The sequence below is a fragment of the Tardiphaga sp. 42S5 genome, from assembly GCF_034044155.1.
Classification (GTDB): domain Bacteria; phylum Pseudomonadota; class Alphaproteobacteria; order Rhizobiales; family Xanthobacteraceae; genus Tardiphaga; species Tardiphaga robiniae.
Genome location: NZ_CP139027.1, coordinates 5533791 through 5550141, shown reverse-complemented (window position 1 = coordinate 5550141; position 16351 = coordinate 5533791). Strand labels below are relative to the sequence as shown.

General features: G+C 63.1%; 14 protein-coding genes. 5 read left to right on the top strand and 9 right to left on the bottom strand.

Translation table 11 applies throughout. The features are described 5' to 3' along the window. Nucleotides 1-109: 109 nt before the first annotated feature. The gene (locus SFY93_RS25855; protein WP_414717158.1) at nucleotides 110-679 is read left to right on the top strand and encodes a hypothetical protein; all 570 of its coding nucleotides are present in this window, start codon (nucleotides 110-112) and stop codon (nucleotides 677-679) included. Between the two features lie 295 nt (nucleotides 680-974). Here SFY93_RS25855 and SFY93_RS25850 read toward each other — a convergent pair whose 3' ends face one another. The 3 genes from SFY93_RS25850 to SFY93_RS25840 all read right to left on the bottom strand — a co-directional run bounded on the left by SFY93_RS25850 (nucleotide 975) and on the right by SFY93_RS25840 (nucleotide 3670). After that, nucleotides 975-1175, bottom strand: a complete 201-nt coding sequence (locus tag SFY93_RS25850; RefSeq protein WP_068734210.1) for a cold-shock protein — start codon at nucleotides 1173-1175, stop codon at nucleotides 975-977. A 322-nt stretch (nucleotides 1176-1497) separates the two neighbouring features. Beyond that, on the bottom strand, nucleotides 1498-1743 hold the full coding sequence (locus SFY93_RS25845) for a hypothetical protein (RefSeq protein WP_089265306.1): 246 nt from the start codon (nucleotides 1741-1743) through the stop codon (nucleotides 1498-1500). Between the two features lie 166 nt (nucleotides 1744-1909). Continuing rightward, the gene (locus SFY93_RS25840; protein ID WP_320445110.1) at nucleotides 1910-3670 is read right to left on the bottom strand and encodes an adenylate/guanylate cyclase domain-containing protein; all 1761 of its coding nucleotides are present in this window, start codon (nucleotides 3668-3670) and stop codon (nucleotides 1910-1912) included. Nucleotides 3671-3789: 119 nt separating this feature from the next. Between SFY93_RS25840 and SFY93_RS25835 the strand changes: the two genes are divergently transcribed. Further along, the gene (locus SFY93_RS25835) at nucleotides 3790-5388 is read left to right on the top strand and encodes a glycosyltransferase family 39 protein (protein ID WP_320445109.1); all 1599 of its coding nucleotides are present in this window, start codon (nucleotides 3790-3792) and stop codon (nucleotides 5386-5388) included. On the opposite strand, the gene SFY93_RS25830 is transcribed toward SFY93_RS25835, so the two are convergent. Next, nucleotides 5370-6131 carry an ArsR/SmtB family transcription factor gene (locus SFY93_RS25830; protein WP_320445108.1) on the bottom strand — a complete coding sequence of 254 codons (762 nt, stop codon included), beginning with the start codon at nucleotides 6129-6131 and terminating at the stop codon, nucleotides 5370-5372. The genes SFY93_RS25835 and SFY93_RS25830 overlap by 19 nt on opposite strands. Nucleotides 6132-6262: 131 nt before the next feature. Here SFY93_RS25830 and SFY93_RS25825 point away from each other — a divergent pair, with 131 nt between their 5' ends. After that, entirely contained in the window at nucleotides 6263-6661 is a 399-nt protein-coding gene (locus tag SFY93_RS25825; protein WP_320445107.1) for a RidA family protein, read from the top strand. Nucleotides 6662-6667: 6 nt separating this feature from the next. On the opposite strand, the gene SFY93_RS25820 is transcribed toward SFY93_RS25825, so the two are convergent. Both SFY93_RS25820 and SFY93_RS25815 read right to left on the bottom strand, forming a co-directional pair. Beyond that, nucleotides 6668-7702, bottom strand: coding sequence for a YcjF family protein (locus SFY93_RS25820; RefSeq protein WP_320445106.1), 1035 nt, complete (start codon nucleotides 7700-7702; stop codon nucleotides 6668-6670). Then, nucleotides 7699-9162: a YcjX family GTP-binding protein gene (locus tag SFY93_RS25815; protein ID WP_320445105.1), complete on the bottom strand. Its 1464-nt coding sequence runs from the start codon at nucleotides 9160-9162 to the stop codon at nucleotides 7699-7701. Before SFY93_RS25815 ends, SFY93_RS25820 begins: the two co-directional genes overlap by 4 nt. 224 nt (nucleotides 9163-9386) lie before the next feature. On the opposite strand from SFY93_RS25815, the gene trhA reads away from it, so the two are divergent. Both trhA and SFY93_RS25805 read left to right on the top strand, forming a co-directional pair. After that, nucleotides 9387-10085, top strand: coding sequence for a PAQR family membrane homeostasis protein TrhA (gene trhA, locus SFY93_RS25810; protein WP_320445104.1), 699 nt, complete (start codon nucleotides 9387-9389; stop codon nucleotides 10083-10085). 85 nt (nucleotides 10086-10170) lie between these two features. Beyond that, nucleotides 10171-10965 (top strand): SDR family oxidoreductase, encoded by a 795-nt coding sequence (locus SFY93_RS25805; RefSeq protein WP_320445103.1) that lies wholly within the window; start codon nucleotides 10171-10173, stop codon nucleotides 10963-10965. 210 nt (nucleotides 10966-11175) lie between these two features. Here the strand turns inward: SFY93_RS25805 and SFY93_RS25800 are convergent, their stop codons facing one another. The 3 genes from SFY93_RS25800 to SFY93_RS25790 all read right to left on the bottom strand — a co-directional run bounded on the left by SFY93_RS25800 (nucleotide 11176) and on the right by SFY93_RS25790 (nucleotide 16343). Beyond that, a complete protein-coding gene (locus tag SFY93_RS25800; protein WP_320445102.1) occupies nucleotides 11176-13518 on the bottom strand; it encodes a molybdopterin guanine dinucleotide-containing S/N-oxide reductase in 2343 nt (780 codons plus the stop codon). A gap of 29 nt (nucleotides 13519-13547) precedes the next feature. Next, a complete protein-coding gene (mdlC, locus tag SFY93_RS25795; protein ID WP_320445101.1) occupies nucleotides 13548-15176 on the bottom strand; it encodes a benzoylformate decarboxylase in 1629 nt (542 codons plus the stop codon). A 318-nt stretch (nucleotides 15177-15494) separates the two neighbouring features. Continuing rightward, nucleotides 15495-16343, bottom strand: a complete 849-nt coding sequence (locus tag SFY93_RS25790; RefSeq protein WP_320445100.1) for an HTD2 family dehydratase — start codon at nucleotides 16341-16343, stop codon at nucleotides 15495-15497. Between the last annotated feature and the right edge of the window lie 8 nt (nucleotides 16344-16351).

Below are 16351 nucleotides of genomic sequence, written 5' to 3'. Positions count from 1 at the left end.
CGCGTTTCTCTCGGAGCAAATCATGCGGGCAGGCTACTTCAATCTTCGTGTCGCCGATTTTCGTATTCTAATGGCGGCAGCTGTCATCGCAGTGACTGGCCTGTTCTCGATGTCTCATGCGCGCGCGATCGAAATGTCCCGCGAGGTCAGTGATCTCTACACGTCGGTGTCGATCTACCCGCCATCCGCCGGTTCCATGACCATCTGTTATGGCTTCGTCTGCCGGCGTCGCCACGCCTTCGATTTCACGCCTGCCGACAGGGCCGCGCTCACCAAACTTCTCGCCGCGGGCAAGGCGTCGGCCGCGGCGGAACGCGCTGCCGTGCAGAAGGCCGTGGTGTGGTGGGACCGCCGCGTCGGCCCGGTGCTCGGTACCGACAAGCGGATCGCCAATGCGGATTTCCGCTATTTCGACGACAAGCATAATTTCGATTGCTGGGACACGACGCGCAACGTCACCAGCCTGCTGCTGATCATCCAGGACTGGGGTTTGCTGAAGCATCACACGGTGGGCAATCCGCGCTATCGCGGCAATGCGCTGGTGCTGCAGACGCCGCACAATACTGCCGTGCTGCTGGACCGCGCGACTGGCACCGAATGGGTCGTCGACATGTGGACGCGCGGCTATGCGCAGCTCCCGGACGTCAAGCCGGCCGATCAGTGGGTCAAGGAAAACTGAAGCAGGGAATGGAGCGCCGTCGCGTCGCTGAGGCCTGCGTCACGTCAACTGGCGGCTCTAAGGAGCGGACCTTCGAAAGATCCCAGCTCGGACTTTTGGAGTTAGGCTAGAGCGCACACCGCGGATCGAATTAGCGCAATCCTGCGTGAAACTGATTGCGTTGCAGGAGAGGTGCCCCTTTGGAGGAAACCGCTCGTGCCGAATGCGCTCTACATTGTTGAGGCGTGATCTGGAAAACTTGCCTGACGAAAGCCTGGTGAAGCAGCCGGATCACACTGGTATCAAACCAGATGTATCAGACCTTGAGGTTCTCAGCCGAGGTCTTGCCGCGGTTGGCAACTTCCTCGAATTCAACGGTCTGTCCTTCGTTCAGTGTCGAAAGGCCAGCCTTCTCAACTGCCGAAATATGAACGAACACGTCCTTGCCGCCATTCGCCGGCTGGATGAATCCATAACCCTTCGTCGGGTTGAACCACTTCACAGTGCCTTTAGTCATCACGTCGTCTCCGCGGGATCAAAATCGATAACGAATTGCCGGTCCCCGCAAACCGGCATATCCGACATGCGCACGTTACCCGCGGATTGCCAAGCTTGATAGCTCAAACGGCGTGCAGAAATCGTCCAAACCGACCGTTATCTGTCCAATTTGCCGGGATTCGTCGCTATTCAGGATGTTTCCGACGCGGCGGAAGGTCGCAAAAGTCGAGTGCCGGGTTCGGTCGCAATACGACCATGCGTTGTCGCCTGCATGCGAGTGATATCGCTGCAATGCAAAACCCCGGCCGAGGCGGCCGGGGTTCGCAGCCCTCATGCGAGGATTAGTAGCAGACGTTAACCGTACGCCAGCGCAGGCCGTAGGGCGTCATCACGCGGCGGCTCACATAGCATCCACCGCCGCCACCGACATAGCCAATGCCGAAAGTAGGGCCGTAGAAGCCGCCGCCATGGAAGTGGTGGTGATGGCCATGCCAGCCCCAGCCATGGGCCGATGCGGTGGACGGCGTCAGCGCCATCGCGCCGAGGGAAGCTGCAGCAACGAATGCGAGTGCGAGTTTGCGAAACATGGTCGTTCTCCTTCAGTGATGCGCGGAGCGCTGGTTGCGGGATCTGTCTGTTCGATCCATCGCAAATTCGTCGCATCGATTTCGGAGCGGGTTCGAAGAAATTCTGTAGGAATTTTCTGAATGCCTGTTCAGGCAGGCGAAGCGTGTGCGCCCTGCAGGAACAGCGTTAAAGCGCGGAAACCATGTCGCTGGTAACGAGAGATGAAAGTACCCTGGCGTCTGTGATCGTGCGTACATTCATCGGCGCGGCACGGCCGCGGATCGCGACGTCCTGTTGTGGCAGCGCGTCACCCGCGAGGCCTGCAGTGGTGCTTACTTCCTCGGAGATGATGACTTCGCAAGCGAGGCTCTTGGTCATGTCCTGCAGGCGTGCCGCGACGTTGACGGCGTCGCCGAGCGCAGTGAACACCAGGTGGTCGCGATAGCCGATATCGCCCACGATGACTTCGCCGCCATGAATGCCGATGCCGAAGCGCAGCGGCTGCGGCAGGTCATGGGCGAGCGCACGATTGAGCTCATCGATATTCTCGGCGATCAGTTGTGCGGCGTGCAGGGCCTGACGGCATGCCGTCTGCGGATCGCAGGCGAGGCCGAACAGCGCCAGCTCGCCGTCGCCGATGAACTGGTTGGGCTGGCCGCCGCTTGCGATCACAGCTTGCGAGACGGCGTCGAGAAAGCGGTTGACGATGAATACGGTGTCGTAAGGCAGCCGCTTCTCGGCGAGCATGGTCGAGCCGCGCATGTCGACGAACATGCAGACGAGATAACGCTCCTGGCCGATCCGCGCCGGCTGCGATGCATGCGCATTCGCGCTGGTCACCTGCGGCGCGAACAGTTGAACGAAGGCCACATCAGTTGTCGGACGCAACTGGCAGGCAAGGCGAACCGCGGGATCGGCACCGGTGCCAATGCGGCTCAGAATAAAGGCTTCGCGTGCTGACGGTGCCGGCAGCTTATCGATGTCGCTGGTGATACGAATGCGGCAGGTCGAACAGCGCGCGCGTCCGCCGCAGACGCTGGCATGCGGAACGCGATGGCGCAGACTGGCTTCGAGGACACTGAGTCCCGTGGGGACGCGAATTTTGCGGCCATCGCCATAGGTGAGATTGATCATTCCTGCGCGCTGCTCCACCACCTGCCGGATGCCGCGTGCCGCCAGCACAATGGCGAGCAGTGCGGCATAGCCGATCAGGAGCCGATCTGTGAGATCGCCCAGGGCCTGTTGTTGCGGCTCGGTGCCGAGCCGTGTCTCGTTGAGATTTGCCGCCTGCCATTGCGGCGATCCCAGCTTTGCCTCGACCTCACGCTTGCCCTGAAAGATGCCAAGCAGCGCCAGTGTCGGAATTAGAACCGCTGCTGCGAGCAGGTAGGGCGCGACGCGTTTGAAATAAACTTTCAGCCGCAGCCAGAAATACAGCCCGATGCAGCCGTGCAGCCAGGAGACCATAACGACGAGATACATCGACCACGTTCTCCACGGCGATGTAATCCAGCTGTAGAACACCTGCGGATAGCTGCGGTCGATATCGAATAGGTTCTGGCCGAGCCTGACGGCGACAACATGGGCGACGATGAGTGCCGGGATGCTGAGGCCGAGCACGAGTTGCAGTGGCTCGATGGCCCGCCAGCGAAATTGCCGGCGCTCGTACAGCGCCCAGATGCCGAGTGCGCCATGGATCGTGACGGCCGAATAAAAGATCTCGGCGACCGGGAAGGACTGCCAGAAGCCGGCATGGATGATGACGCCGGCCTGCAACGCGTCGAGCGAGATATTGCCAAGCGCGTGATTGAGGAAATGGCTGAGCAGATAGGTGAACAGCACCAGTCCGCAGACCAGCCTGACCTGGCGCAGCCCGATGCCGCGCCACCACGCGGTGGCGGGGGCCGTCCGGGGCAGGTTGCTGGCGGGATTGAGCGAGGCGTCCATGGCGAAACCCTACGGCGAGACGCGCTCCGATGCCATCCGGAGCGGCCTCCGGACAGACCTTATCCAGCAGTAAAGTCAACAAGTTGACAGCATGGCGAAGTCCGCCGAAAAGCTCGGCGATGACGTCTTTCCCCGACCCTTACCTCGATCGGAATGTCTCCCGCCGCGCCTTTTGGGTGATCGGTGCATTGCTGGTCGCGCTGACTGCGATGCGGCTGGTCTATGCCGGGCTGTTCGATCTGCGCACCGATGAGGCCTATTACTGGACCTGGTCGAAGGAAAACGTGCTGTCGTTCCTCGATCATCCGCCGATGATCTCATGGTTCATCCGTGCGGGCACGCTGATCTTTGGCGACACCAATTTCGGCGCGCGTTTCGCCGGTATCGTGGCGATGGCGGTGACGCAATTGCTGCTGGCCGACATCGTTCGCCGCGTCACGCAGGATCTGCGTGCGGTGCTGCTGGCGGTGCTGATGTCGGAAGCGGCGCTGTATTACGGATTGCTGATGGCCAAGGTGGCGCCGGATGTGGCGCTGATCCCGTTCACCATGGCGATGCTGTGGTCGCTGCTGCGGCTGGCCGAAAGCCATGACGGGCGCTGGTGGCTCGTGGCCGGCGTCTTCGGCGGTCTCGCGCTGCTGTCGAAACTCACGGTGGTGATGTTCGTGCCGGGCATTCTCGCTTTCATGCTGGTGCCGGAATGGCGCGGGCGCTGGCTGCGCAGTCCGTATCCATGGCTCGCCGTGCTGATCGCGCTGGCGATCTCGTCGCCGGTTCTAGCCTGGAATTTCGGCCACGACTGGGCATCGTTCAGGTTCCAGTTCATCCGCGCTACCACGAATAACGAGGTCTCGCTGCGGACGCTCGGCGATTTTCTCGGCCTGCAGTTCGGTCAGGTCGGCTTCATCCTGATGCCGGTCATTCTCTCTGCCGTGGTCGTCAGTGCATGGCGTGGCTATCGCCGCCGCGAGCCGGTCGCGATCCTGCTTGCCACCTGCGTATTGGTGCCGTTCTTTTACTTTGCATGGAAGTCGCTGACGCTGCGTGTCGGCGATACCTGGCCGATGTTCCTGTGGCCCGCCGGCATCGCCGCCGCCGCGATCAACCTGACGAAGCTCGCGGGCGACGGCTGGTCGCAGCGCATGGTGCGTGCCTCCTATGGCTGGAGCATCGCCGCCATCGCCACCGGCATTCCGCTGGTGGTGCTGGTGTTCCTGTATTGCGTAGCCGCACCGTGGAATCTGATCGGCAAGAACGATCCGCTTGGCGGCGAGGGCGGCTATCAGGTGCTGGCCGACCGCGCATTGGCGGAGATGAAGGCTACCGGCGCCACGTGGATCGCGACGACCGACTACCGCACCTATGCGATGCTGCGCTGGCATCTCAAGGACAGGGTGCCGGTGGTGCAGGTCAACGAGCGCGCCAGATTTATCGGTTTTCGCGATCCCGGCATGGACAGAATTAAGGGGCACACCGGACTTTACATCGCGCAGACCGCGGACAATCAGCGCCCGCTGCTGGCGACGACCAGCGCAGTGCTGACGCCTGTTGCCGAAGTCGATACCATCTGGCGCGGCACGGCCATGAAGCACTATGCGATCGACAAGCTCACCGGCTGGACGCCTGACCTGACGCCGAAGCCTGATACGCCGTTCTATCGCTGGCCGGCGCTGGCCGAAATGTCTGTGCCGTCACGCATTCAGCTGGCGGCGCGCTGAGGACTTTCTCCCGGTTGACGAGGCAGAAGCAGGCCGCGATTGGTGCATGCGACGTCCAGATCGACACCAAATATGTCTTTCAATTCAACCTTGCCGGCATCCGTTACTTTAAAGGCGCGAGTCGCGCCCGTTCGCGCAACCCATCCGAGTTCCAGAAACCGCCGTTGAAGCTCGGCGCCGACCAATCCACCCACATGATAGCGCCGCTCGCTCCAGTCCAGACAAGCCCGGCAGAAGATGCGCTTGCTGCGGCGGTCGGTTTCAAGGTTGGCTCCGAAGTCGCAGAGGAAGCGGTGGCCTGGATCGGTAAGGGCTCCGCCATCTGCACTCAAATGCATGTAATCTCGTGCGATCAGCGCGTCCGCGACCGCAACGCCCAACCGTCCGGCCATATGATCGTAGCAACTGCGCGCAAGGCACAACGCTTCATCGCGCGCAGAACGCGGTCGATGCCTCGGTGGCATTTCCAGGGCCGCGACGGCGATCATGCTTTCCAGCATCTGGGCCACGAGCGGCGATGTGATTTGATAGTAACGAAACCGCCCGCTCGGTGTTACCGATATCAATCGCGCGTTGAGCAGCTGAGCCAAATGTTCGCTCGCGGTGGGGCGGGATATCCGCGCCTGAAACGCCAGCTCGGTTGCCGTGAGCGCCTGACCTCCCATAAGTGCCGCAAGCATGGTCGCGCGCGCAGTATCGCCAACCAGCGCTGCGACTTCGACCATGTTTGCGGAGGCGACCATATCCCAGCGTAGCGGCTCGCCGGATAATCCGCCACTCCCGTCGGTTCGGCCGGCGCCGAACCAATTGGCCCATCCGGAGCTGCCGCCCGTGCGATCCTGTCCCGGGAACTAGCTGCACCGGGAGACAATACATGGAAGCGCAATTCATCCGCGTCGAACCGTTCTCATCCTATTTCGAGGCACGGAAGGTTCCTGTCGCGCCGGCCGTGCGCTATGGCGATCTCGTCTATGTCTCGCAACTGCCGCCCTATGATCCCGAGACCGGGGAGATCAGGCGCTTCCCGCTGGAGCGGCAGATCGAGATTGTCCTCGATCAGATGGCGCTGTGCCTTACGGCTTCGGGCTCATCGATCGACAGGGTGATCAAGTGCAATGTCTATTGCACGGGGGCCGATCAGTTCGAAACCATCAATCGGGTTTATGCGCGTTACTTCTCAGGAGAGCCGCCGGCGCGCGGCTTTTTCATCGTTGCAGGATGGCATGGCCCGTTCGACGTCGAGGTCGACTGCGTAGCCGCAGTTGAGAAGTAGTGCGGATTACGCATTCTCTTCCCCGTCCCGCTTGCGCAGCAGATCCTTTGCGAGATCGCCAAGCTGCGGGCGTGGCAGCGCCGTGAATGGCAATGGCCGCGTCACATCGATGGCGGCGAGACCCAGGCGAGCAGTGAGCAGGCCATTGAGTACGCCTTCGCCCAGCCGCTGCGAGAGTTTCGCGGCGATGCCATGGCCGAGCACCTGCTGGATCATGCTGTCGCTGGCGGCCATGCCGCCGGTGATGGCGAGATGGCTGATGGCATGACGCATCAGCGTGATCATGCCCAGCGTTCCCGGCCGACCGCCATAGAGTTTTGCAAGTTGGCGGACCAGCCGGATCGCCGCGGCGGCGACGAACAGCACATCGACCACCGCGCGCGGGCTGACGGCGGTCACCACCGAGACGCGCTGCGCGGCGACCGAGACGAGGCGACGCGCTTCGATGTCGAGCGGGCTCATCAATTCACGTTCGGCCACGCGAATGAGATCGGCGCCGTCGATGATATCGTCGGCATGGCCCTGCAGGGCAGTGCGGGCGCGGGCGAGGCGCGGATTGGTATGTGCGAGTTTCAGCAGATCGGCGAGCACCGCGCGGCTTTCGGCATGATCGTCGCTGGCGATCACGGCTAGCGCGCGGGCATGCAGCTTCTCGATAGTGGCGAGCCGCATCAGGCTCAGCGCTTCGCGTGCGATGATGGCGATCAGCGCGATGCTGACCAGCGCGGCGAAGCCGAGGCCGAGAAAGCCGAGGCCGTCATTGATGGCGAACAGGTCGCGGACCAGTTGCGTGACGCCCAGACCCGTGCCGAGCAGCACGAGGCCGCCGAGCCCGGTCCAGAACAGCGTGCCCCAGCGGAAGCCCGATCGTACGGGTCGTAGCGGCTCGTCGATGACGACGGGCATCGCCATCGGATCGGCTTCAGGCGTGATGCGGATGGTGCCGCGGGCGAGGCGGCCGGCATCCTCGTCGGCGTCCATGACGGTGACGTGGGGATCGTCGAGCCGGAACGTGGCCGGGCGGCGCGTACGGTCGGTCATTGCAGCCTGTCTCCGATCAGGAACTGGAGCGCGCGGTCGAGGCGGATGTGAGGCAGCGCCGGCTCCTCGCCGCCATCGCGCGCGAGCTGCGGCGGGCGGAAGCGCAGGAAGCGATAGTCGGCCTTGTCGGCGGCATCTGTCGAGAGTCCCTTGAAAGAACCGCCGGCGAACAAGCCATCGAGATCGGTCGGCAGGTCGCCGGGGAAGGTCGCGACTTCGGTCTCGCCGTCGAAGGTCTCGCCATTGGCGACCTCGCCGGCGGCCGGCGTGCCGAGGATCGACGGCAGCTTGTCACGGCCGCGTTGCACCAGCGCTTCCTTGGTGGCGCGCACGGCGGCGATGGCGACGACATCGACCGACGCACCGGCCAGCTCCGAACGCGACACCGCCTTGGTCACGGTGCGCCTGAGCACATCCTCCAGCCGGTCGTGGCTGAGGTGGTGCAGATGATCGGCCTTGGTCGCTGCAAACAGGATGCGATCGACGCGCGGGCGGAATAGCGTGCTGAGGATCGTGCTGCGGCCGATGCGGAAGCAATCGAGGATGCCGGCGAGGGCGGCTTCGAGATCGTGCAGTGCTTCGGGTCCCGCGTTGAAGGCAGAGAGCGCATCGACGAGTACGATCTGCCGATCCAGCCTGGAGAAGTGATCGCGAAAGAATGGGCGGACGACCACATCCTTATAGGCCTCATAGCGTCGCTTCATCATCGCCCACAGCGAACCATCCGGTGCACTGCCATCGCTGGCGACGTCGAGCGGCGCAAAGGTGAGCGCCGGCGAGCCCGCGAGATTGCCGGGCATCAGGAAGCGGCCCGGCGGCAGCAGGCTCATGGCAAAGCGTTCGTCGCGGCAGGCGCGCAGATAGTCGGTGAAGAGTTTTGCTGCGATCAGCGTCGCCTGCTCGTTCTCCGGTGCATTGGGATCGAGCGTGGCAAGATGCGCGTGAAACGCCGCAGCCAGCGCCGCGCGCGGTCCCTGCCGCGATAGCGCAAGGCTCTCCGCGGACCATTCCTCATAGCTCTTACTGAGCAGCGGCAGATCCAGCAGCCATTCGCCGGGATAGTCGACGATGTCGAGGGTCAGCGTGCGGTCGGCGCCGCTCGTGCGCTGATAGTCGATGACCAGACGCAGCTCGCTGATATCGGTGGTGGAGTTCGGCCAGCGGCGGTCGTCGATCAGCGTGCGCAGATGCTCTTCATAGGCGAACCGGGGAACGGCATCGTCGGGCTGCGGCGCGAGACGCGCCTTGGCGATGCGTCCGGTGGCGAGCGACTCGAAGACGGGAAAGCGTCCGCCGCGCGTCAGGCCATGCACCAGCGCGGTAATGAAGACCGTCTTGCCGGCGCGCGACAGGCCTGTGACCCCAAGCCGCACCGTGGGATTGAACAGACCATCGCCATAATCGAGCAATGCGCGCGCGGACAGCCGTGCTTCTTCGACGAGTTCGGACAGGCTGGGCATCGTGCGGGAAAGCTCATCATGGTGAATGGTGCGCGGGTGTTGGTCTGCCTCTAAAAATGGCGATTGTCTGACTGAAATCAAGTTCGTCACGAAAGCGTCGTTACTTCGTCGTTTGGCTTTCGTTGACGATCTCCAGCCTATGATCTATCGCTGATTTCAGGGGAAGTCACAGGCGGGCTTACGGGGCAAGCTCACCGCATCGCACCGGCCGGGTTGACGCCACCATGACCGTTTTCCGATTCAAAGAACTGACCACCAATTCCGCTCACATGGTGGCCGGCGCGATCCGCTGGAATTACGACCGTGCCGAACTGATCGCCGACGGCATCGTTCACGGTCTCGGTGTGTTTTCCGGCCTGATCGCCGCCACCGTCCTCATCGTGCTCGCCGCCGTGTTTGCGACGGCGTATGAGGTCGTGACCGTCTCGGTCTATTCCGTGGGCCTGCTGGCCATGTTGGTGCTGTCGGCCATCTACAATATGTGGCCGGTGTCGCCGCGAAAATGGTTCCTGCGCCGCTTCGATCACTCCGCGATCTACTTGCTGATCGCGGCGACCTACACGCCGTTCTTTGCGCAGATCGCCAACACACGGCTCGCGATCTCGCTGCTCGCCGGCGTGTGGAGCGTCGCCATCACCGGCATCGTCATCAAGCTGGTTTATCCCGGCCGTTTCGATCGGCTCGCCGTGGTGCTCTATCTCGCCATGGGCTGGAGCGGCTTGATGGCCTATGACGCAGTGTTCACACCGCTGCCGCCGCTCACCATGTGGTTCGTCGCCGCCGGCGGCACGCTGTATACGCTGGGCGTCGTATTCCACGCCTGGCAGCGGCTGCGTTTCCAGAACGCGATCTGGCACGCATTTGTCCTGCTCGGCGCCGCATGCCACTATACGGCCGTGCTCGACATGGTGCTGAGCACCTAGAGCATGATCCCGAAAAGTGGGTACCGGTTTTCGGATCAGATCATGCTCTAATAAGAAACAAAAACAAACAAAAAGGGAGTGCGGCATGCGGGTAGACGGCAAGGTCGTCGTCGTGACCGGTGGCGCCAATGGCATTGGCCAGGCGCTATGCGAGACATTTCATAAAGCAGGCGCAGCGAAAGTCGTCGTCGTCGATCTCGACGGTGAGCGCGCGGCCGCCGTTGCAGAGTCCATCGGCGGCGCCGCATTTCGATGCGATGTCGGCAAGGAAAAAGATATCCAGCATGTGATCGAATTGACCGAACGGCATTACGGGCCGATTGCTTTGTTCTGCTCCAATGCCGGCATCGGCGGCGGCTTCGATCCGATGAGCCCGAATGCCGGCGGCACGTCGGATGAACCGTGGGCGAAGAGCTGGGCAATCCATGTGATGGCCCATGTCTATGCGGCGCGACATCTGATCCCGCTCTACAAGGCACGTGGCGGCGGCTACTTCCTCAACACGATCTCGGCCGCGGGGCTCCTCTCGCAAGTCGGCAGCCCGGCCTATTCGACCACCAAACATGCCGCGGTTGGGTTCGCCGAAAATCTCGCGATCTCGCACCGGGCAGATAACATCAAGGTCTCGATCCTGTGCCCGCAGGGTGTCGACACCAACATGCTGAAGAACATCCCGAAGGGCCCGCAATCCAATGACGGCAACCTGTCGCCGGAGCAGGTCGCGCAGGATGCGCTCGCGGGGATCGAGGCGGAGACGTTCCTGATCCTGCCGCACAAGCAGGTCATCGACTACATGCGCAAGAAGACCGAGAACTACGACCGCTGGATCGGCGGCATGGCCAAGATCCAGGCGAAGATGCGGGAGACGTTTGGGAAGTAGGGGAAGCGTAGTTGGAGTAGCCCCAGCGAGCACCGGCTCTTATCCCTCCCCCTTGCGGGGAGGGTGGCCGCGCGAAGCGCGGTCGGGTGGGGGTCCACAAACTCCGACCGAGCCTGGGGCACCCCCACCCCGGCCTATCGGCCGACCCTCCCCGCAAGGGGGAGGGAGACCACGGGCGTCTGCGCGTTACAGGTTCAGTTACTGAAGAAACTACTCCGCCGCTTCCAGCTTCGGCGGGCGCGGCCTGATCACCGGGATTGGCGGATCATAAGCCTGGATCGGCGGCAGGTTGCCGGTGAACTTCTCGACATTCACGACCGTCAATTGTCCGGTGCAGCCCTGCGCGAGGCGCGAGGTGCCGGTGTCCCTTGTCAGCACGTTCGGATTGCCGTGCACGCAGAGCGGCTTCTCCTCGTTCGGATCTTCCGGATCGTAATAGGCGCCGGTCGGAAGCTGCACCACGCCGGCCATCACGTCTTCGGTGACCACCACCGAGGCGAGACACGAACCGCGCTGATTGAACAGCTTGATGATGTCGCCGTCCTTGATGCCGCGCGCATCCGCATCGACCGGATGCATGCGCGCGACCTCGCGGCCGCGGCGCTTCTCGGCCGAACTATGCCCTCCGAAATCGAGCTGGCTGTGCAGACGCGATGCCGGCTGATTGGCGACGAGCTGCAGTGGATTCGTCGCATCGACCACATCCTCGGGCGTCAGCCAGACCGGATGGCCGGGGCAGTCGTCGTAACCGAAACTGGCGATGGTGTCGGACGTGATCTCGATCTTGCCGCTGGTGGTCGGCAGCGGCGTGCTCTCGGGATCGTTGCGGAAGGCACGCAGCGTGCCGCCGTCGAGCGGCAGTTGCGGCAGCATCACTTCGCCGGCCGCCCAGAAGGCATCGAAGTCCGGTGCGTCGAGGCCCTTGGCTTTGAGCCCGTCATAGGTCGGCTGATAGAGATGCTTCAGCCATTCACGCGGCGTGCGGCCTTCGGTGAATTCATCGGCCTTGCCGAGACGCTGCGAGAGACCGGTGAAGATCGCGTAGTCGTCGCGCGCGTCGCCGAACGGCTCGGCCATCTGATGCATCGCGACCATCATCGGATCGGTTTGCGAGCTGCCGATGTCCTCGCGCTCCAGGCTCATGGTACAGGGGAGCACGAAGTCGGCGTGGCGTGCCGATGCGGTCCAGGCGAGATCGTGCACCACCAGCGTGTCGACCTGCGCGAAAGCCTTGCGCAGGCGGTTGAGGTCCTGATGGTGATGGAACGGATTGCCGCCGGCCCAATAGACCAGCTTGATATCCGGATAGGTCATATGCGCGCCGTTATATTCGAACGGTGCGCCGGGATTGAGCAGCATGTCGCTGACACGCGCCACCGGGATGAATTCGCTGACGCCGTTCTTGCCCTGCGGCAGGCCGGCGATCGGCACGGCATTCTGGCGGCGTCCGTAATTGGCGATGGCGCCGAGCGCATAGCCGAAGCCGCCGCCGGGCAGGCCCGATTGTCCGAACATCGCCGACAGCACCGAAGCCATCCAAACCGGCTGTTCGCCATGCTTCGCGCGCTGCAGTGAATGCGCAACAACAAAGAGCGCACGCTTGCCGGGCAGGCGACGCGCCAGCGTGAGGATGGCGTCGGCAGTGAGGCCGGTGATCGCAGCGGCCCACGCCGCATCCTTCGGCTGGCCGTCGCTGCGGCCCATCAGATAGTCCTCGAAGATATCCCAGCCATGGGTATGGCTGGCGAGGAACGCGCGGTCATGCGCGCCGTCCATCACGGCGGTGTGCGCGATGCCGAGCATCAGTGCCACATCGGTGCCGGGACGCGCGGCGACCCAGTCCTGGTTCACTTCATCCGGCAGATCGCTCTTCAGCGGCGAGATCAGCACGAGTTCGCCGCCGCGCTTGCTCAGCGCGATCATGTCACGATGTTCGGTGTGCTTGCTAATGCCGCCGCCGGCGACGCGCGAGTTCTTGGTGTTCATGCCGCCGAAGGCGAGAATGATATCGGTGTGCTCGACGATCTCATCCCAGCCGATATTGCGGCGGGTCATGTCTTCGTAGTTGCCGAGGATGTGCGGAATGAGAACCGTCGACGCGCCGGCCGAGTAGCTGTTGACCGAACGCACATAGCCGCCGAGCGCGACATTCAGAAAACGATGGATCTGGCTCTGCGCGTGATGGAAGCGTCCGGCGCTGGACCAGCCATAGGAGCCGCCATAGATCGCCCTGGCGCCGTAGGTGTCCTTGACGCGCTTGAGTTCGCCGGCGAGCAGGTCGAGCACCTCGTCCCATTCCATCTCGACGAATGCATCGCGGCCGCGACGCTCGTCTGGACCCGGTCCATTTTCGAGCCAGCCACGACGCACCATTGGCTTGGCGATGCGCGCCTTGTGGCGGAGCGCCTCCGGAAAATTCTGGATGATCGGATTCGGATCGGGATCGATCGGATGCGGCGTGATGACGAGCTTGCCGTCGACCCACTGTCCGGAAAAGGCACCCCAGTGGGAGCTGTGCGATTTCTTGGCGTTGTCGTTCGGCTGCTTGGTCATGCCGGCCCTTCCGTTATGATCCCGTCATATCAATGCTTCTGTCCATAAAGCACAGGAACGGCCGAGTCGACGATGACTTCGACAAGGCAGACGCCCGGATGTTGCAGACTGGCCGCGAAAGCGCCCGCAAGTTCCGATGATTTGCTGATGCGCACCGCATGCGCGCCCATGCCTTCGGCCAATTTGACGAAATCCAGACCGGGCAGATCCAGCCCGGGAACATTACGCACCTGCATCACCTGGCTGAAGGAACGCATCGCGCCGTAACCGGAATTGTTGATAACCACTATGGTTAAAGGCAATTTGCGCTGCGCGGCGGTCCACAGCGCCTGGATCGAATACATCGCCGAACCGTCGCCGATCAGGCACACGGTGCGCCGATCCGGATAGCCCAGCGCCATGCCGACAGATGCAGGCAGCGAGTGGCCGAGGCCGCCCGACGACATGGTGTAGAAACTATTGGCGCCGCGCATCGGAAGATACTTCTGCATTGCAGGGCGATGCGAGGGCGCTTCTTCCACCAGCATCGCATCTGCAGGCATGGCCCGCGACAGCGTGTGCAGCAGATAATCTATCGGGATCGGGTCAGCACCCGCGGGCGGTGGCGGCAGGATGCGGCCCTTGGCGACTGCCCGTTTGGTATCGGGCAGCAGCTCAAGTAGCAGCGTCAGCGCCGGCTTCATGGTCGCGATGATGCTGGTGCCGATCGGCGCCACGGCCGCCGAGTCCGCATCGTCCGTGATCTGGAAGATCGTGGTGTCGCCATCGAAGATCGCGGCATGACCTTCGACGTGGAAGGTGAACACCGGCGCGCCGATCACGACGACGAGATCGTGTTCGCGGAGTGCATCGGAGAGCTGTGCCGGCGACGCATGCAGGAACCCCGCAAATTGCGGATGAAGTTCCGGGAAACTGCAACGCGCCGAAAACGGACTGACCCAGACGGCAGCCTTCGTCTTCTCCGCAACGCTGACCATGAGATCGACGGCGTTTGCGCGGTCGATGCCGGGGCCGACGATCAATGCAGGGTTCTTGCTTGTGTTGAGTGCGGCGACGAGTTCCTGCATCGCTTGCGGATCTGGCCCGAGCTCGCGGCTGACATGACGCGCTTCGAGAGGTTGGGCCTGATGCGTCCAGTCGTCGATCGGCACGGACACGAAAGTCGGTCCGCAAGGCGGCTGCATCGCCACATAATAGGCGCGCGCGATCGCGGCGGGCACATCCTCTGCACGCGCAGGCTCGACGCTGTATTTTACATAGGGCCGCGGAAATTCCGAGGCGCGCTCGGCATAGAGAAACGCCTGCAGCGGCAGGATGCTGCGCGCCTGCTGGCCGGCGGTGATGACCATCGGCGTCTGGTTGCGATGCGCGGTGTAGATATTGCCGAGCGCATGGCCGACGCCGGCGGCGGAATGCAGATTGACGAAAGCGGCATTGCGCGTTGCCTGCGCATAGCCATCGGCCATGCCGATGACCGAGGCTTCCTGCAGGCCGAGCACGTAATCGATATCGTCGGGCCAGTCGGACAGAAACGGCAGTTCCGTCGAGCCGGGATTGCCGAACACTTTGGTGATGCCGAAGCCGCGCAACAGGTTCAGCGTGGCATCCTTGACGCTCACGGTACTACGGGCGGCGGTTGTCTTGCTGTCGCGGGCCAAGGTCGTTTCCTCACGGGATCGGGCAGTTGTCTGCCGTGTGTTGTTGACTCATCAACAGCAGGAGGGGGCCGGGAGTCAATCGGGGAGGTGTGGTGAAACCGCGCCGGCCGAACGGAGGCGCGCTTCTCTTTTCCCTCCCCGGAGCGAAGCGACTGGGGAGGGTGGCGCGATGCGAGCGTTCAGCGAGCATCGTGACGGGTGGGGTGCCACGAGCACAGGCTGGAGCGTGGGGTTACCCCCACCCGACCGCCTTCGGCGGCCACCCATGGCGGACGAATTCGTCCGCCAGACCCCACAAGGGGGAGGGATAAGAAAGAACTACCAGCTCGCCGTGGCCTTCATGGTCGGCGCGCCCTGATGGTTTGCGGTCCAGACCTCGAGCCCAGCTGCCGTCTCGTTCGCATTCACCGAAAAATCCGCGCCATCGAACAGCGGTGACACGCCGCGATAGCTGAATTTGGCCGGCGCCTTGCCACCCTTCAGCTTGGCCGCGAATTCCACCAGCAGCGCCGCCTGCAGCGGCCCATGAAACACGAGCCCCGGATAGAACTCGACCTTGGTGACATAGTCGCGGTCGTAATGGATGCGGTGGCCGTTGAAGGTCAGTGCCGAGTAGCGAAACAACAGCACGGGATCGGCATAATGTATTTCCTGATGCTGGGCCGCCACGTCCTTCGGGGCCGGCGCCGGCGGCGCCATGCTGGTCGGCATGTCCCTATAGACGATGTCCTGCCGCTCGCGGATGGCCAGGCCGCGCTTGGTGGTGATCAGATGCTCGACATTGACGAAGCACAGCGCGCCGGTGGAGCCGGTCTTCAGATTGACGTCGAGGATCTTCGAGGAGCGTGTCACTTCATCGCCGACAACAAGCGGGTCGAGAAACTGGCACTCACCGCCGGCCCACATGCGGCGCGGCAGCGGCACCGGCGGCAGGAAACCGCCGCGCGCGGGATGGCCGTCCGGTCCGAGCTTGTCCATCGCCGCCACCGGCTGCGCCAGGCACCACTGCGTGGTGAAGGGCGCGGCGTCGCCGGGCTTCGGCGTGCCGATGTCGAGAAACAGCGTCGCGCGCAAGCCCTTCACGAGCTGCGCAGTCACAACGTCGGAGGCCTCATCGGTGCGACCGATCCACTGCTTCAGATGATCGATGTCGAGCTTGTCGGTCATGACGACCT

Coding starts and splice junctions, on each gene's coding strand:
- SFY93_RS25855 (WP_414717158.1), top strand. CDS start 110: ATGTCTCATGCGCGCGCGATCGAAATGTCCCGCGAGGTCAGTGATCTC.
- SFY93_RS25850 (WP_068734210.1), bottom strand. CDS start 1,175: ATGACTAAAGGCACTGTGAAGTGGTTCAACCCGACGAAGGGTTATGGA.
- SFY93_RS25845 (WP_089265306.1), bottom strand. CDS start 1,743: ATGTTTCGCAAACTCGCACTCGCATTCGTTGCTGCAGCTTCCCTCGGC.
- SFY93_RS25840 (WP_320445110.1), bottom strand. CDS start 3,670: ATGGACGCCTCGCTCAATCCCGCCAGCAACCTGCCCCGGACGGCCCCC.
- SFY93_RS25835 (WP_320445109.1), top strand. CDS start 3,790: ATGACGTCTTTCCCCGACCCTTACCTCGATCGGAATGTCTCCCGCCGC.
- SFY93_RS25830 (WP_320445108.1), bottom strand. CDS start 6,131: ATGGTCGCCTCCGCAAACATGGTCGAAGTCGCAGCGCTGGTTGGCGAT.
- SFY93_RS25825 (WP_320445107.1), top strand. CDS start 6,263: ATGGAAGCGCAATTCATCCGCGTCGAACCGTTCTCATCCTATTTCGAG.
- SFY93_RS25820 (WP_320445106.1), bottom strand. CDS start 7,702: ATGACCGACCGTACGCGCCGCCCGGCCACGTTCCGGCTCGACGATCCC.
- SFY93_RS25815 (WP_320445105.1), bottom strand. CDS start 9,162: ATGCCCAGCCTGTCCGAACTCGTCGAAGAAGCACGGCTGTCCGCGCGC.
- trhA (WP_320445104.1), top strand. CDS start 9,387: ATGACCGTTTTCCGATTCAAAGAACTGACCACCAATTCCGCTCACATG.
- SFY93_RS25805 (WP_320445103.1), top strand. CDS start 10,171: ATGCGGGTAGACGGCAAGGTCGTCGTCGTGACCGGTGGCGCCAATGGC.
- SFY93_RS25800 (WP_320445102.1), bottom strand. CDS start 13,518: ATGACCAAGCAGCCGAACGACAACGCCAAGAAATCGCACAGCTCCCAC.
- SFY93_RS25790 (WP_320445100.1), bottom strand. CDS start 16,343: ATGACCGACAAGCTCGACATCGATCATCTGAAGCAGTGGATCGGTCGC.